A 16,646-nucleotide genomic window follows, 5' to 3' on the forward strand; every position below is an offset into this window, starting at 1 on the left:
AATTTGTAAAAGATATTATAAATGTTATAAGTTTAGTTAACATAATGATGTTGTAACAAAAAGAAACAAAATGAATATTTTAATATAAGGTATGACATTAGAAATTTAATTAATGTCTAAATAATATTTAGGAGATAAGCATGAATTTAAAGGGGAGTAAAACAGAAAAAAATTTATATAAGACTTTTGCAGGAGAATGTAGGGCTAGAAGTACTTATAACTTATATGCAGAAAAAGCAACGTTAGAGGGATTCAGATGGATTGCTAAAGTATTTGATGAAACAGCTGAAAATGAATACGCTCATTCAAGAGAAGTTTTTAAGAGATATTTATGTAATGTAAAAACAACAGAAGAAAATTTAGTATCAGCTGCAATTGGAGAGGCAAATGAAAATAAAAATATTTATAAGGAATTTGAAGAGGCTGCTAGAGATGAAGGATTTTTAGAAATAGCTGACTTTTATAAAGAACTTAGAGAGGTTGAAGAATCACATGAAAAAAGATATTTAGAATTAGCTGAAAAAGTTAAATTAGGTATATTGTTTAAATGTGAAGAGACATGTTATTGGAAATGCTTAAATTGCGGATATATTTACGAAGGAAATGAAGCTCCAAATGTATGTCCATTATGTAAATATCCTAGAGCATACTTTGAGAAAATCTGTGAAAAAGATGTGAAAAAATAGGGGGATAATTGATTATGTATTTTAAATTTCCAAATGATTTTTTAATCCCTGTTAAATCAGTAAGTGATTTAATAGATAATTTGGATATAGAAAATTTAAGAACAGATAAAAGTGAAGAAATTGAAGAAGAGATAAACGAAGTAATAGAAGAGGAAATTAAAGAAGAAAAAGAAGAAGTACTTTTAAGTAAACGTGGATTAAAAGGAATTGATGAAGTAATAAATGATGAGGAATTTAGTGAATTTATAGCAAGTAAATGTGATTTTTCAGATGAATGTAAAATTACACAAAAAGAAATCATAGAAGAAGTAGAAAGAAAAGAAGGCATTTCTATCGAAGAAGGATTAAAAGACATTAAAAATAAAAAAATATGGGAAGAAATAGATGAAGAATATTCAGAGAGTCAATTGATGAAATAGTAAAAATGATAAAAGTTTAAATTTAAAAATATGATAAAATTTAATGTTATATAGGAAATTATAAAGAAAAAGTGGAGAGCTAGTAAAAATTCAAAGTGAAATTTCAAAAATATACTATTTTAGCAAATTTGCAAAGTTTAAATTATAATGATAAATTTGTATCTCTCCGCTTTTAATTAAGAGATGTAGTACAGTCTTTTAGGATTGAGTTTATACAACAAGGACATAAAAAATACTTACTAAAAATAAAATTAATATAATATATTAATTTGAAAATATTATATTGTGTGAGGTCAATATTTTATGAAATATAGAAATTTGATAAATGAACAGAGTCAAGACATAACTGTTTTAAGTCAATTGCTTAAAACTTATGTTGATTCTTATAGATTACTTATAGGGGGAGCATCTGAATTATATAATGTAAATATCGCCAAAAAAAGTGAAGTTAAAAAAGCACTAGACAGGATTAGTGAATTAGGGGAGTTGATTGATAAGTTAATAGTATCATTAGATAAGTGTGAAAGTGGATATATAAAATATTGTAAAATTAAAAGTGATTATATTTCAGTAAAATCAGAGAAGGATATTATACTTACAGAAATAGATAATGAGTTGGATTTTAAAGATAATAAGAATAGAGATGAAGATGAGTACGAAGAAATATAAAATTAGGACAAGCAGTAAATGTGACAATACTCATTTAGAATTCTCAAAGTCCAATTACAATGCCACTTTGCCTATTGCATATATCAACAGACATTTAAAATATAGCCTTTATTTAAAATATAGCAACATAAAAGAAAAGGGTGTATTAAGAAATAGTTCTTAATACACCCTTAAATTTTAAAGTTTTTTTAATCTAAAATTGCTTATCATTAAATATGAAAATGTAAGCATAAGTATAATTGCAATATAAATAGGTGATTGAGCTTTTAAATTAAATAATGCAAAAAGCGCTAAAAGACATCCTGCAATTGTAATAGGTATTCCGGTAAAAACTCCGTCGAAGTCAGATGTATTATATCTGGCAAGTCTAAATGCACCACATATTGGAAATAATAATAATAATATTAATCCAATAGATCCTTTTGGTCCTAAATTTGTAAATTCAAATAATATATATATTAGTATAGATGGCGCTACACCAAAAGAAACTAAATCAGCTAAAGAATCTAATTCTTTGCCTAAATCACTAGATACGTTTAAAAAACGTGCGACTCTACCATCATATCTATCAACTAAGCCGGCAATTAATATAAAAATACTTGCAAGATCTATTCTATCATACATAACCGATAGTATTGAAAGAACACCACAAGATAGATTTATAAATGTGAATATATTAGGAATACAACTTTTTCTCATAAAAATCACTCCTGAATTTATTAAAAATCATTTACGAAATATTATTATAGCATACATGTTCTTAAAATATAAGGTGTAATTTAATTAATATTTTCTTAATTTATAAAATAAGAAATTTATACCATAAAAATACATAAAAGATAATATATTATCGACATTAAAAGTACAAAATGATATAATCAGCTGTATAACGAATTTGGTTGGAGGGAATTTATATTTATGAAAAAGGTTAAATTCATATATAACCCGTACTCAGGAGAAAATATTATAGTTAATGAACTAGATAATGTTATAAAACTACATGAAGAAGCGGAATTTCAAATAATTCCATATAGGATTCAAAAAGGAAAATCATTATATGAAGCCTTAGATGACATAGATGATACTTACGAATATATATTAATAGCTGGTGGCGATGGTACTGTTGATTCAGTTGTAAATGCCATGAAACAAAAGAAACTAGATTTGCCAATAGGAATATTACCAGTAGGAACTGCAAATGATTTTGGTAAATTTATTAATATACCAAATAACATTACAGATGCTTGTAATAAAATATTAAATTCAAAACCTGTTGGAGTTGACCTTGGCAAAATAAATGATAAGTATTTTATAAATGTAGCAAGTACAGGACTTTTTACTGATGTTTCTCAAAAGACCGATGTAAACTTAAAGAACACTATAGGTAAATTAGCGTACTACTTAAAAGGTATAGAAGAGTTACCTAACTTTAGAAGACTAAAAGTCAATATAACGTCTAAAGAGTGTACTTATGATGGTGAAATGTATCTTTTATTAGTATTCAATGGAGAAAGTGCTGGTAACTTTAGATTAGCTACAGAAGCAGACATGACAGATGGTAAGCTTGATGTAATTATATTTAAAGCCATTCCAATTATTGAATTAATACCATTATTTATTAAAGTATTAAAAGGAGAGCATTTAGATTCTAAAAAAGTAGTATACTTTAAAACAGATGATTTATATATTGAATCTAAAGAAAATATAGTTACAGATATTGATGGAGAACGAGGACCAGATTTTCCATTAAATATTAAATGTATTAAAAGTGGAATTAAAGTTTTAGGAATTGATTAGTAAAGTAATTATTAAGTAGTTATAGGTATAAAATATGTAATTATATAATAAATATAAGTAACAGGAATGTAGATAGGAGTGTAATTTGTGAATTTTGCATATTATTTATTTTTGTTACTTATAATTTTTTTATGTCTGATACTTTTAAAAAAGAATATACAGGTTTCACCTAAGAAAATAAAAATATATGTGACTATTGTAATTACATTATTTTTATTAAGACATATAACATTATTTATTTTATGCATACTTAAAAATAGTACAATTGTATACTATTTTAAATCTGTAATTTTCTTAAACCATATATCAGTGCCTCTAATGATTTTAGCTATAACATATGTGTATCTTAGATCTGAAAATTTAAAATTTAGCACTAACTATATTATTGCTGTAATAATATCAGTTGTTTATGGCTTAATAATCTATTTTTCTAAATCAACAGTGCAAGTAAACACTTTGTATGGTTTTATTTTAAAAATAGATAAAGAAACATTAATATTCTTATTTTCATTAATATTATTAGGAATACTACTTATTTTTAATGTAATTATACTAGATAAACCTTTTGTAAATAAAAAGGGCATATGGCTTATAATTTTATCAATTTCAATTGTAATGATTGAAGATATTATTATTTTAGGGGGAATAAGAGTTTTCCCATATCCAGTTATAGGAGATTTTATATTTCTTATAATTATGAGTTTAGTACTGAATGGTTTTAAAAAAATTAGAGAAATACAATAAAAAATAAGAAAAGACTAATGATTCCAAAACAAACAGAAACATTAGTCTTTTTATATAGTTAAAATTATTTTCTTCTAGTAGAAGTTTTAGGTTTAAAATTACCTTTAGATTTTTTTCTATTTTCTAAATTTTTATCTTTTGAATTAGATTTAGAACTTTGAGTTATACTTTTAGCACTTGAATTAGATTTTGCATTATTCTTATTAGAAGTTCTAGTGCCATTTGTATGTGAACTCTTTTCGCCATCATTATTAGATGATTTATTTCTATTATTTTTACCTTGATATCCAAGTTTAGCTGGTGTAAAACCAATCAAACAATCTTTATCATTACCAATTAAATCTTCTCTGTGTGCTGCAATTAAGGCCTTTTTTACCTTTTTATGATTTTTAGGTACAGCAAATTGAATTAAAGCTCTTTGCATTTCTTTTTCTTCAGGAGTTCTAGGAACATAAACTTCTTCTCCAGTAAGAGGGTTAAATCCAGTGTAGTACATAGTAGTTGACAAGCTTCCAGGAGTAGGGTAAAAATCTTGTACTTGTTCTGGAGTATATCCCATTTCTTTAACATATTGTGCTAGTTCTATTGCTGCATTTAAATCAGAACCAGGATGAGAAGACATTAAATAAGGTACAAGGAATTGTTTCTTATTTAATTTTTTATTTATATTAAAGTATTTATCTACAAATCTATCATATACTTCTCTTGTTGGTTTTCCCATTTGATTTAATACTTTTGGAACAACATGTTCTGGGGCTACTTTTAATTGACCGCTTATATGATGTTCACATAATTCTTTGAAGAAAGAGTCATTTTTATCATGAATTAAATAATCATATCTTATACCTGAACGAATAAACACTTTTTTTATACCAGGTAATTTTCTAACTTTTTTTAATAAAGAAAGATATTCAGTATGATCAATCTTTAAATTTTTACAAGGTGCTGGAAACATACACTGCTTAGTCTTACATGTTCCATGTACTTCTTGTTTTTTACAAGCTCTATGTCTGAAATCAGCAGTTGGACCACCAATATCATGAATGTATCCTTTAAAATCAGGGAGAGTAGTTAATAATGTTGCTTCATCAATTATAGAATTTTGGCTTCTATTTTGAATTACTCTTCCTTGATGGAATGTTAATGCGCAAAATGAGCATGAACCAAAACATCCTCTATGACTTGTAATTGAGAATTTAACTTCTTGAATTGCAGGTATTCCACCTTCAGCTTCATATATTGGATGATAAGTCCTTGTATAAGGTAAATTATATGTAATATCCATTTCCTCTTGGGTTAAGTTTTCTTGAGGTGGATTTTGAACTAGATATCTATCACCATATTTTTGTATTACTGTTTTACCAATAATTGAATCTTGTTCATAATATTCTAATTTATAAGCTTCTGAATAAGCATTTTTATCATTTACCACTTCTTCATATGATGGAACGATAACTGGATTTTCAATATGTGATATATCATTAGTTAAGTAACATGTACCTCTAACGTTAGTGATATTCTTTATATTTGCACCATATCTTAATAAGTCCGCAATTTGAACTACTGTTTTTTCACCCATACCATACATCAATAAATCTGCTTTAGAATCTAGAAGGACACTTCTTCTTATTTTATTATCCCAATAATCATAATGAGCAAATCTTCTAAGACTTGCTTCTATTCCACCAATTGCAATTGCTACATCTTTAAAAGCTTCTCTTATTCTATTGCAATAAACAATTACAGCTCTATCAGGTCTATGTCCTGATTTACCACCTGGAGAATATAAATCTTCGCTTCTATGTCTTTTGGCAGCAGTATAATGGTTAACCATAGAATCTATATTACCTGAATTAACTAAAAATCCATATTTAGGACGCCCTAATTTTTTGAAATCTTCACAATCATTCCAGTTAGGTTGTGCAATAATTCCAACGGTAAATCCTTCTGATTCAAGGGTTCTTCCAATTATAGCAGTACCAAAAGATGGATGATCAACATAGGCATCTCCAGTTACAATTATAAAATCTAATTGATCAATATTTCTTTTTATTAAATCTTCTTTACATATAGGTAAAAATTCTTTACAAAGTTTCATATATTAATTAACTCCAATTCATATATTAATTTAAATTTATATTACTAAGGTATATAGCATTTAACAAGCATTTATCAAGGGTTAAGACACATTTAACCTATGAATAATAACTCAGTTTATATTAACATACGCAAGATTACTTTACAAATAACAATAATTATTATTTTAGTAAAATAGTCGCAAGTTTTAAATAAATAATAACTATACATTTCAAAATAACAGTAACATTATAATACAAGGGGCTTTGGCAGAAAAAATTTGTTGCCTTTTTGCGTCTATGTAATATAATAATTAGTAGAAATAAACAAAGATAATGACGTAATTTAAATTTTTATATTTATCTCATAAATTAGTAGTTTAAAAATTTCTTAATTGCAGTAGTATGAGATAAATGAGCATGCTTATTTATTAGGTGTACATTAATTATAATAATAGGACTATTTGTAAATTTAGTTTAAAAATTAGATTATAGATTATAAGGTGGTGTAAAAGATGGAGGCTGGACCTCAGATTATTAATGATTTTAAATTACAACTTAATATATTTAGGAAGAGCTATTCATCTATTTAAATGTAATGAAAGTTCTTCCTGAAAACATAGAGGAGGAATCTTTCATGAAGAAATTATCAGTATTTTTATATACAAATATTTTATCTAAAAATATTTACGATGAATTTGGGGACGTTCTTGGAGAGCTAAGAGATGTTTATGTAACAACTGAAGAGGGATATCCAAGAGTTATAGGCTATAAACTTAGGAAAGATGGCATCACATTTCATTATGAATTTAGATATATAGAATTTTTAGATGATAATGGAAATGTAAAAATAAAAACAAGAGGAAGCAAAGAAATACTTCCAATGACTTATACTTATCTTCTTTCAAAAAATTTGTTGGATAAAAAAATAGTAGATATAAATGGCAAACAAGTAGTACGAGTTAATGATTTGAGAATTGCTGAAATAGCAGGAGAATATAGAGTTGTGGCAGTTGAAACAGGACCTCTAGCAAGATATAGAAGATTGAATATTGCAGGACTTGCTAAATGTGTATATAAAGTCTTAGGTAAAGATTATGAAGATAAAGTTTTAATGTGGGAAGATGTTGAATCATTGGAAATGGTTGATAATAATTTAAAATTAGTATTACCATATCAAAAATTATCTACACTTCATCCAGCTGACCTTGCAGATATATTAGAAGATTTAGATGCAAGATCTAGAAAACAAATATTTGAATCATTAGATGAGGATTTAGCAGCAGATACATTAGAAGAAATAGACCCTGAATATAAGGGGAGTATAATTAAGGATTTATCAGAAACTAAAGCTGCTGAGTTGTTAGAAAATATGGCTAATGATGAAATTGCTGATTTATTAGATGATTTAGATGAAGAAGAAAGAGAAAAAATATTAATAAATTTAGAAAAAGAAGATGCAAAAGAAGTTAAAGAATTACTAGAATATGAAGATGAAACTGTTGGTAGTATTATGAGTAAAGAATTTATATCATTAAACTTAGATATAACAATTTCTGATGCATTAGATATACTTAAAGAAATGCAGCCTGATGAAGAAGTTATGTATTATATATATATAACAAATGAAGAAGACAAGATTGAAGGAATGATTTCTTTAAGAGATTTAATAATAAATGATAGCAGTAAAAAAATAAAAGATATAATGGATGAAACTGTTTCTCGTGTAAAACATGATGATGAAATAAATGAAGTAATAGAAGTAGCAGCTAAATATGATTTAGTTACTGTACCAGTAGTTGATGATGAAGATAGACTGGCGGGAATAGTAATAATCCATGATTTGATAGATGAATTTTTATTTCCTTTCTGGAAAAAGAAAAATTAAATAAATTTCAAAAATTATATTGACTTTTTTTTGAAATAACATATAATGAAATTATAAAAGCATATCAATTTACTCAGAATTAAAAACTGTGAAAAAGTAAAGTAGCATAAAGGAAAGTTTACAGAGAGAAAAAGAATTAGCTGAAATTTTTTTATCAAGAATTTATGTGAAGTGCACTTTGGAGTTGAAATCTGAATTAAGCATTTAAATGTTTATAGTAAGATTTTTCGGGATCACCCGTTATAGTGATGATGCATAAATTTGTGCTAAATTTGAAGAGGAATTAAATTTTTAATTTAATTCAATTAGAGTGGAACCGCGGATACAACTTCGTCTCTATATTTTTATAGAAGACGAAGTTTTTTTATTTTATATAAAATATTTGTAAATGTTAAAAATCAAACTTAAAGGTTATAATAAAATATTAGTTAAGAATTGAGAGGATAAAATGGAGAGCTAAGTACTTTCAACCAATAACTCATAACTCTTAATTTTTCACTAATTTAACTAACAAAGTGTGACATAGCACGTTTTTTAAGAAGTATATAAATTTTAAAAGATAAGTATTAAGGAGGAAAAAAGATGATTTATAATGGAATACTAGAATTAATAGGAAAAACACCAATTTTAAAATTAAACAATTTAGTTAATGATGATAACATGGCAGAGGTTTATGTTAAACTAGAAAAATTTAATCCAGGTGGAAGTGTTAAAGATAGAGCAGCACTTGGTATGATAGAAAAAGCTGAAAAGGAAGGACTATTAAAAAAAGGCTCAACAATAGTTGAACCTACAAGCGGAAATACAGGTATAGCGCTTGCTTTAATAGGAAAATTAAAGGGATATAAAGTTATAATAGTTATGCCTGAAACAATGAGTAAGGAAAGAAGAGATTTAATTAAGGCATATGGGGCAGAATTAATATTAACAGATGGAAGTAAAGGTATGAAAGGTGCTATTGAAAAAGCACTAGAAATTGGTGTTGGAGATGAGTATTTTATTCCTCAACAATTTGAGAATATAGCTAATCCAGAAAAACACTATGAAACAACAGCAGAAGAAATTTATAAAGATATACCGGATTTAGATGCAATTGTTGCTGGTGTTGGAACTGGGGGAACATTAGTTGGAATATCAAAAAGCTTAAAAATTAAAAATCCGCAAATCAAAGCAGTGGCAGTAGAGCCATTTTCATCACCAGTATTAAGTGGAGGAAAACCAGGAGCTCACAAAATACAGGGTATAGGAGCAGGATTTATACCTGGAATATATGATGAAAAATATATAGATGAAATCTTAAAAGTAAAAGATGAGGATGCGTTAAAAGTTGCTAAGAATGTTGCACAAACAGAAGGTGTTTTAGTAGGAATATCAGCTGGAGCTGCTATATACGGAGCTATTGAAATAGCTCAAAAACTAGGAAAAGGAAAGAAAGTATTAGCCATTGCACCAGATGGAGGAGAAAAATATATATCAATGGGTATATACGATTAATTTAGATTATCTTTTGATATATGCATAAGAAAAGCTGGACTGAGTAATTGAGTTTTACCTATTGCATATATCAAAACTATATTAGAATATAAACTAAATTTAAATTCTATTGAATTTTATTGAAGAAGGAGAATGGAATTGTGTTTAAAAATTTAAATTATGATTTGGAAAGGGTTTTAATAAATGATCCGGCTGCTAAAAGTAAGGTAGAAGTATTACTTTTATATCCATGTATTCATGCTCTTATATCTTATAGAGTTTCACATTTTTTATATAAGCACAAGTTTTTCTTTTTAGCTAGATTTATTTCTCAATTAGCACGATTTCTTACTGGAATAGAAATTCACCCAGGCGCAACTATAGGAAAAGGGCTATTTATAGATCATGGAATGGGAGTTGTAATTGGAGAAACTGCTGAAATTGGTAATGATGTTATTTTATATCATGGAGTAACTCTTGGTGGAACTGGTAAAGATAAAGGTAAGAGACATCCAACAGTAGGAAATAATGTTCTTATAGGGGCAGGAGCAAAAGTTTTGGGGCCAATTAATATTGGAGACAATGCTAAAATAGGTTCTAATGCCGTTGTATTGCATGATGTTCCACAGGGGGCAACAACAGTAGGAGTTTCTGCTAGAAATATTATTAGAACTAAGGCTTCTATAATTGAAATAGAAGATTTAAAAGGAAGAAAGAAAAAAATTTATAACGAAATGATAATTTAGAGGAATATACGATGGGAGTAAAAGATCAAATAATTAAAACCTGTTCTTCTTTAGGTATAGATTCAATAGGTTTTATAAAGTGTAGGAAATTTGATGAACTAAAGAACTTTTATAAAAATAGAAAAGACTTAAATTTACAAAATGAATTTGAAGAGGATGATATAGATAAAAGAATAAATCCAATTCAATATTTAGAAGAGGGGAAAACTATAATTTCTATAGCTTTCCCTTATTTGACTTCTGAGTCAAATAATAATAATGGTTTTTCTGTATACACAAAGGGGAAGGATTATCACTATGTAGTAAATAAATACTTAAAAATTATTTGTGAAATAATAGAATCTAATGGGGGCATTGCTAAAAGTTTTGTTGATAGCAATTCGTTACCTGAAAGATATATAGCTTATTTGGGTGGAGTTGGATTTGTTGGGAAAAATAATTTACTTATAAATAAGAAATATGGGTCATATATTTTTTTAGGTGAGATAATAACTGATTTAGAGATTTATGATGAGGATAAAGGTACATTTGAAGAGATGAATTTATTTAAAGAATGTGGTAAATGTGAAGAGTGCTACGCAGCATGTCCAACGAAAGCCATTAATTCTAACAAAAAAAATTGTAACATATGTTTATCTTATATTACTCAAAAAAAAGATTTAGCTGATTGGGAAATAGAAAAATTACAAGGAAGAATGTTTGGTTGTGATACATGTCAATTGGTATGTCCTTATAATATAGAAAAAGAATTGTCTAGAATACCTGAATTTTTACCATTTGATTTTATGGTTAAGGATAATGAGGAGTTTATTATTAATATGGAAAATGGACAGTTTAAAGAGAGTTTTAAGAATACATCTTGTGGATGGAGAGGAAAAAATATCTTAAAAAGAAATGCCTTGATCAGAAGTAAAATGTATTTAAAAAATAATAATTTAAACCAAAATCAAAAGTTTGAATCACCATATTTAAATGAGTATATAAATAGACTTTTCCAAAAAACTAGAATATAATTATTATATAAAGAGATATAGAGATTAGAGCGGGAGTGAGAAATATGCTATCACCAACTATAGTAAAAATATTAGAAATGTTACCAGAAAGTTTTCTTGTGAATTTTGGTAAAATGAAAATTGCGAATTATATAAAAAAATATGCAAACATAACCTTAAAAGGAATTGAAAATATAGATAAAGTTAAAAAACCTAGAATTTTTATATGTAATCATTTAAGTAATGCAGATGGATTAGTGTTAGATCGAATATTAAGACAAAAAAGTGATCCATATTTTATTGCAGGTGCTAAGTTAAGTGATGATCTTATAACTAGAATAGGAACAAAGGTTATAAAAAATATTCCTATAAAGCCTAATTCACCAGACAAAGATGCTATAACAAGAATTGTTAAGACTCTTAGAGCTGGGAATGATATTTTAATTTTTCCAGAAGGAACTAGAAGTAGAACTGGTGCTATGATTGAAGGTAAAAAAGGAATATTATTAATGGCAAGAATGTCAAAAGCAGAAATAATTCCTATTGGGATGTGTGGAACAGAAAAGCTTCTTCCAATAAGTGAAAGTGGTGACATGGGTGGAGAAAACTGGCGAAATGCAGATGTTAATATAAATATAGGACAAAAAATAGAACTTCCAAAGAAAAATGAAAATGAAGATAAACATGAATATGATGATAGATGTCTCCATATATTAATGAAGAGTATAGCAAACTTATTACCTGAAGAATACAGGGGAGTTTATAAATAAGAGGAGATTATAAATAATATGAAAGTAAGGACACAAAAGATTTTAGATATTCTAAAAGAAACTTACCCAGATGCTAAATGTGAATTAAATTATGAAACACCTTTTCAGTTGTTAGTAGCTACAATTTTATCAGCACAAACTACTGATAAAAAGGTTAATGAAGTTACACAAACTTTATTTAAAGATTATCCTGACTTAGACTCTTTTTTAAATATAACAAATGAAGAGTTGGAGCAAAGAATAAGACAAATAGGGTTATATCGTAACAAGTCTAAAAATTTAATACTTATGTTTAGACAATTAAAAGAAAATTTTAATGGGGAAGTTCCAAGAACCATGGAAGGGATAACTTCGCTTGCAGGAGCAGGTAGAAAGACTGCAAATGTAGTTTTATCAAATGCTTTTAAAGTGCCGTCAATAGCTGTAGATACGCATGTTTTTAGAGTGTCAAATAGATTAGGGCTTGCAAGTTCTGAAAATGTATTAGAAGTTGAAATGCAGTTACAAAAAGAGTTACCTAAAAGTGAGTGGTCTTTAACTCATCATTTGCTAATATTTCATGGAAGAAGATGTTGCACATCTAGGAATCCTAAATGCAAGGAATGTCCATTAAATAATATATGTAAATATGATAATATTAAATAATCTCTGTTTTAGCAAAGTTTTTATGTATGCATAAGTAAGGTGGACTGAGTAATTAAATAAAACATATTTAGAACCACTAGTAATTTAAAGGTTATTATTAGTGGTTCTTTAATTTTGGCAAAAAATTTATTAATATATAATTATAAGATATATTAAAATTAATAGAATATGATTAATATAAAATAATTATTGAACTAAGATATTGGAGGTAACTTATGAAAGTTGGAGTAATAATGGGTGGTATTTCATCAGAAAGAGAAATATCTTTAAAAAGTGGTAAATCAATAGTTGATAGTATAAACAAAGATAAATATGAAGTGATTTCTATAGTTATTGATGAAAAAGAAGATATAATAAATAAAGTTAAAGGTATTGATTTTGCACTTTTAGCATTACATGGTCAATTTGGAGAAGATGGAACAGTTCAATCAGTTCTTCAAACACTTGGAATACCATATTCAGGATGCGGTCCATTAAGTAGCTCTATGTGCATGGATAAGGATATAAGTAAATGTATATTAAAAGCTGATAACATAAGAACAGCACCTTGGATAAATTTAAGAAGAAATGACCAAATAAATTATGAAGAAATAGAAAAAATGGGATATCCAGTAGTAGTAAAACCAACCCATGGAGGATCAAGTGTTGCTACATTTATAATAAAAGAAGAAAAAGATATAGAAAGTGCCGTGACAGAAGCTTTTAAATGGGACAGCGAAGTTATTATAGAAAAATTTATAAAAGGTGATGAAATAACTTGCCCTGTATTTGGTGATAAGATGTTACCAGTTGTAGCAATAAAGCCAAAAGCTGAATTTTTTGATTTCACTGCAAAATATGCAGATGGGGGATCAGATGAATTTGTAACAGAACTTCCAAAAGAATTACATGAAGAAGTAGAAGAAATGGCTTTAGCAACATATAAGGCATTAAAATGTGAGGTTTATTCAAGAGTTGATATGATAGTAACTGAAGATAAAGTTCCATATATTTTAGAAGTTAATACTTTGCCAGGAATGACTCCTAATAGTTTAATTCCTAAGAGTGCAGCAGGACTTAATATATCATTCCCAGAACTTATAGACATGATAATTGATGAGTCAATGAAGGTTATTAGATAAACTACACTTAGTTGGATATAAAAACTTTAACTAAATTTTAACCATTATAAAATAATAATCATATAACATAGAGATAAGCGTCTGTATAAATGCTTGTCTCTATTTATTTTGTCTTTGATAAAATATATTATTAAAACAGATCCAAAGTTGCTTAGCTGTTTTTAGTGTAGTTAATTTAATATATAACCGATAATTAAAAGAATGAGTTAAGTTTAGAAAATCTTAAGAAGTTTACGGAGGTTTTTTTTAGAAGTTTAAGTTAAAATATAGTTAAGGAATATTATGTTTATTTAAAGTGAGAAAAGGGGAATGGACATGCTAGAAAATAAAACTATTTTAATCGTTGATGATGAAAAAGAAATTAGAGATTTAGTTGAAATATATTTAAAAAGTGAAGGTTATATTACTATAAAAGCATGTAATGGTGAAGAGGCATTAGATGTAATTAGGGATAAAGATATAGATTTAGTAATATTAGATGTTATGATGCCTAAACTGAATGGTATAGATACATGCTTAAAGATAAGAGAAGAAAGAGAAATGCCAATAATAATGTTATCAGCTAAAAGTGAAGATATAGATAAAATATTAGGACTTAATATGGGGGCTGATGATTATTTAACAAAGCCATTTAATCCATTAGAACTTGTTGCTAGAGTAAAATCACAATTAAGAAGATTTTGCAAATTTAATACAAAGCATTCTGATGATGGAGAGTTAGAAGAAAGTGTAATAGAAATTGATGAATTAATAATAAACTTAGAAACACATGAAGTAATATTAAATAACAATTTAGTAAAATTAACACCTACTGAATTTGATATATTATTGTTACTTGCTAAGAATAGAGGAAAAGTTTTTTCAATAGAAAATATATATGAAAGTGTTTGGAACCAAGAATTTATGTCTTCAGATAATACTGTAATGGTACATATAAGAAAAATAAGAGAAAAAATAGAAAGTGATCCAAGAAACCCTAAATTTATAAAGACCGTATGGGGAGTTGGGTATAAAATTGAAAAATAAAGAAAAGTTAAAAAATCTTTATAAAAAATATAATGAAAAATTAATTACTTTAAATTTTTACAAGTTTTTTCGAAGTACATGTTTAAGATTAAAAATAAATATTGAGAGAAGCATTAGATTTGAATTAATGTTAGTAATTGGAGTATGCTTTTTGTTATCTTTTACATTTTATAATTTTACAGATGTATTGTTAAAAAAAGAATATAGAAATCCAGAAGTATTTTATGATTATGAATCTACAGAAAAAGAAGCTAATATGTTATTAAAGGAATTAGAGAGAACGGAACATTTAAAGATAGATGATTCTAAAGATATAGAAAAAATATTAAATTCTCCTATGTATAATAATAGTAAGATATATATTACAAATACTGAAGGAAAAGTTATTTTCAAAACCTCAAATGTTTATGAAGAAACCATAGACATATATAGTGTATTTAGAGATATTATTTCTAATGAGAATGATACTAGTAATGCAGCAAGGGAAAGAGTTCATATTATGCCATTAAAAATGGATAGTACTAGATTGTATTTAATATACTCTAAAATACCAAAGGCAGAAATAGTATATAATACGGTGGAAATGTCTAATTCATCATTAGCTTTGTCGCTTACATTTATAATTTTTATAATTTCATTTGTAATAATTACAAATAATAAGATGAAGTATTTAGATGAAATTGCATCTGGTTTAAAAATAATAGCAAATGGGAATTTAAATTATAGGATTGAAGAAAAAGGAAGAGATGAAATTCGGAAGATAGCTAACAACATAAATAATATGGCTAAAGAGATTGGGGAAAAAATACAAGCTGAAAGGGATGCAGAAAAAACAAAAACTGATTTGATTACAAATGTATCTCATGATTTAAGAACGCCTCTAACTTCTATTATGGGTTATATAGGACTTGTAAAAGAAGATAGATATAAAAATAAAGAAGAAATGAACGAATATTTAAATATAGCCTATAATAAGGCACAAAAATTAAATATATTAATCGAAGATTTATTTGAATACACAAAACTTAACAATAATGGAATGAAACTAAATAAAGAAAAAGTTAATTTATGTGAACTTTTATCACAATTGATAGAAGAAATGATACCTATAGTATATGAAAATTCAATAAATATAAATAAAAAATTTGATATTGATAAAGCATATGTTTTTATAGATATAGTAAAAATGCTTAGAGTATTTGAAAACTTAATAATGAATGCTGTAAAGTATTCAATTAAACCTGGTGAAATAATAATAGGTCTTTATCAAAAAGATGATTATATAACTTTTGTATGTAGAAATAAAGGAGAATATATATCTAAAGAGAAATTAGACAAGGTATTTGATAGGTTTTATAGAGTTGATGAATCAAGAAATACTACCACAGGAGGATCAGGATTGGGACTTGCTATTTCCAAGAATATAATTAATTTACATGAAGGTAAAATATGGGCTGAATGTATTGATGATAATATAAGTTTTTATGTTAATTTAAAAATGGAAAAATTATAGTAAAAATATAATTATATTTTATTGGTACTTTTTTTGAGTAACTTTAATATTTTATAATAAGACTACTTTTTTTAGGAGGAAG

The 16,646-nt window shown here is 26.6% G+C and carries 16 protein-coding genes and 1 other annotated feature; of the genes, 14 read left to right on the top strand and 2 right to left on the bottom strand.

What is annotated here, in order from left to right; all coding sequences use genetic code 11:
* Positions 1-140 precede the first annotated feature (140 nt).
* The 3 genes from NG901_RS01600 (at position 141) to NG901_RS01610 (ending at position 1,774) form a co-directional block, all read left to right on the top strand.
* Entirely contained in the window at positions 141-686 is a 546-nt protein-coding gene (locus tag NG901_RS01600; protein ID WP_252211913.1) for a rubrerythrin family protein, read from the top strand.
* A gap of 14 nt (positions 687-700) precedes the next feature.
* Positions 701-1,105: a hypothetical protein gene (locus tag NG901_RS01605; RefSeq protein ID WP_252211915.1), complete on the top strand. Its 405-nt coding sequence runs from the start codon at positions 701-703 to the stop codon at positions 1,103-1,105.
* A 303-nt stretch (positions 1,106-1,408) separates the two neighbouring features.
* Positions 1,409-1,774 (top strand): hypothetical protein, encoded by a 366-nt coding sequence (locus NG901_RS01610; protein WP_252211917.1) that lies wholly within the window; start codon positions 1,409-1,411, stop codon positions 1,772-1,774.
* Between the two features lie 177 nt (positions 1,775-1,951).
* Here NG901_RS01610 and pssA read toward each other — a convergent pair whose 3' ends face one another.
* Entirely contained in the window at positions 1,952-2,473 is a 522-nt protein-coding gene (gene pssA / locus NG901_RS01615; RefSeq protein ID WP_252211919.1) for a CDP-diacylglycerol--serine O-phosphatidyltransferase, read from the bottom strand.
* 219 nt (positions 2,474-2,692) lie between these two features.
* Here pssA and NG901_RS01620 point away from each other — a divergent pair, with 219 nt between their 5' ends.
* Positions 2,693-3,571 carry a YegS/Rv2252/BmrU family lipid kinase gene (locus NG901_RS01620; protein ID WP_252211921.1) on the top strand — a complete coding sequence of 293 codons (879 nt, stop codon included), beginning with the start codon at positions 2,693-2,695 and terminating at the stop codon, positions 3,569-3,571.
* Positions 3,572-3,658: 87 nt separating this feature from the next.
* Entirely contained in the window at positions 3,659-4,315 is a 657-nt protein-coding gene (locus NG901_RS01625; RefSeq protein WP_252211922.1) for a hypothetical protein, read from the top strand.
* Positions 4,316-4,379: 64 nt separating this feature from the next.
* On the opposite strand, the gene NG901_RS01630 is transcribed toward NG901_RS01625, so the two are convergent.
* Positions 4,380-6,413, bottom strand: a complete 2,034-nt coding sequence (locus NG901_RS01630) for a YgiQ family radical SAM protein (protein ID WP_252211924.1) — start codon at positions 6,411-6,413, stop codon at positions 4,380-4,382.
* A 614-nt stretch (positions 6,414-7,027) separates the two neighbouring features.
* Between NG901_RS01630 and NG901_RS01635 the strand changes: the two genes are divergently transcribed.
* The 9 genes from NG901_RS01635 to NG901_RS01675 all read left to right on the top strand — a co-directional run bounded on the left by NG901_RS01635 (position 7,028) and on the right by NG901_RS01675 (position 16,564).
* Positions 7,028-8,278, top strand: coding sequence for a magnesium transporter MgtE N-terminal domain-containing protein (locus tag NG901_RS01635; protein WP_252211925.1), 1,251 nt, complete (start codon positions 7,028-7,030; stop codon positions 8,276-8,278).
* Positions 8,279-8,357: 79 nt separating this feature from the next.
* Positions 8,358-8,619 (top strand) — a binding site (T-box leader).
* A gap of 241 nt (positions 8,620-8,860) precedes the next feature.
* The gene (cysK, locus tag NG901_RS01640; protein ID WP_252211926.1) at positions 8,861-9,772 is read left to right on the top strand and encodes a cysteine synthase A; all 912 of its coding nucleotides are present in this window, start codon (positions 8,861-8,863) and stop codon (positions 9,770-9,772) included.
* Positions 9,773-9,912: 140 nt separating this feature from the next.
* On the top strand, positions 9,913-10,497 hold the full coding sequence (gene epsC / locus NG901_RS01645; RefSeq protein WP_252211928.1) for a serine O-acetyltransferase EpsC: 585 nt from the start codon (positions 9,913-9,915) through the stop codon (positions 10,495-10,497).
* An 11-nt stretch (positions 10,498-10,508) separates the two neighbouring features.
* Positions 10,509-11,510 (top strand): tRNA epoxyqueuosine(34) reductase QueG, encoded by a 1,002-nt coding sequence (gene queG, locus NG901_RS01650; RefSeq protein WP_252211929.1) that lies wholly within the window; start codon positions 10,509-10,511, stop codon positions 11,508-11,510.
* A 44-nt stretch (positions 11,511-11,554) separates the two neighbouring features.
* Positions 11,555-12,259 carry a lysophospholipid acyltransferase family protein gene (locus NG901_RS01655; protein ID WP_252211931.1) on the top strand — a complete coding sequence of 235 codons (705 nt, stop codon included), beginning with the start codon at positions 11,555-11,557 and terminating at the stop codon, positions 12,257-12,259.
* An 18-nt stretch (positions 12,260-12,277) separates the two neighbouring features.
* Positions 12,278-12,904, top strand: coding sequence for an endonuclease III (nth, locus tag NG901_RS01660; protein WP_252211932.1), 627 nt, complete (start codon positions 12,278-12,280; stop codon positions 12,902-12,904).
* A gap of 215 nt (positions 12,905-13,119) precedes the next feature.
* Complete coding sequence (locus NG901_RS01665; protein WP_252211933.1) at positions 13,120-14,025, top strand: D-alanine--D-alanine ligase; 906 nt, start codon at positions 13,120-13,122, stop codon at positions 14,023-14,025.
* Between the two features lie 315 nt (positions 14,026-14,340).
* A complete protein-coding gene (locus tag NG901_RS01670; protein ID WP_252211935.1) occupies positions 14,341-15,051 on the top strand; it encodes a response regulator in 711 nt (236 codons plus the stop codon).
* Complete coding sequence (locus tag NG901_RS01675; protein WP_252211936.1) at positions 15,041-16,564, top strand: sensor histidine kinase; 1,524 nt, start codon at positions 15,041-15,043, stop codon at positions 16,562-16,564. The genes NG901_RS01670 and NG901_RS01675 overlap by 11 nt, the downstream gene beginning before the upstream one ends.
* Positions 16,565-16,646 lie beyond the last annotated feature (82 nt).

Source organism: Clostridium sp. CMCC3677, assembly GCF_023845585.1.
GTDB classification, from domain to species: Bacteria; Bacillota; Clostridia; order Clostridiales; family Clostridiaceae; genus Clostridium; species Clostridium aquiflavi.

Bases quoted from the DNA above. Each gene is read 5' to 3' on its own strand.
- NG901_RS01665 (WP_252211933.1), top strand. From the start codon at position 13,120: ATGAAAGTTGGAGTAATAATGGGTGGTATTTCATCAGAAAGAGAAATA.
- queG (WP_252211929.1), top strand. From the start codon at position 10,509: ATGGGAGTAAAAGATCAAATAATTAAAACCTGTTCTTCTTTAGGTATA.
- NG901_RS01610 (WP_252211917.1), top strand. From the start codon at position 1,409: ATGAAATATAGAAATTTGATAAATGAACAGAGTCAAGACATAACTGTT.
- NG901_RS01600 (WP_252211913.1), top strand. From the start codon at position 141: ATGAATTTAAAGGGGAGTAAAACAGAAAAAAATTTATATAAGACTTTT.
- pssA (WP_252211919.1), bottom strand. From the start codon at position 2,473: ATGAGAAAAAGTTGTATTCCTAATATATTCACATTTATAAATCTATCT.
- NG901_RS01655 (WP_252211931.1), top strand. From the start codon at position 11,555: ATGCTATCACCAACTATAGTAAAAATATTAGAAATGTTACCAGAAAGT.
- NG901_RS01635 (WP_252211925.1), top strand. From the start codon at position 7,028: ATGAAGAAATTATCAGTATTTTTATATACAAATATTTTATCTAAAAAT.
- NG901_RS01620 (WP_252211921.1), top strand. From the start codon at position 2,693: ATGAAAAAGGTTAAATTCATATATAACCCGTACTCAGGAGAAAATATT.
- NG901_RS01670 (WP_252211935.1), top strand. From the start codon at position 14,341: ATGCTAGAAAATAAAACTATTTTAATCGTTGATGATGAAAAAGAAATT.
- cysK (WP_252211926.1), top strand. From the start codon at position 8,861: ATGATTTATAATGGAATACTAGAATTAATAGGAAAAACACCAATTTTA.
- NG901_RS01630 (WP_252211924.1), bottom strand. From the start codon at position 6,413: ATGAAACTTTGTAAAGAATTTTTACCTATATGTAAAGAAGATTTAATA.
- nth (WP_252211932.1), top strand. From the start codon at position 12,278: ATGAAAGTAAGGACACAAAAGATTTTAGATATTCTAAAAGAAACTTAC.
- NG901_RS01605 (WP_252211915.1), top strand. From the start codon at position 701: ATGTATTTTAAATTTCCAAATGATTTTTTAATCCCTGTTAAATCAGTA.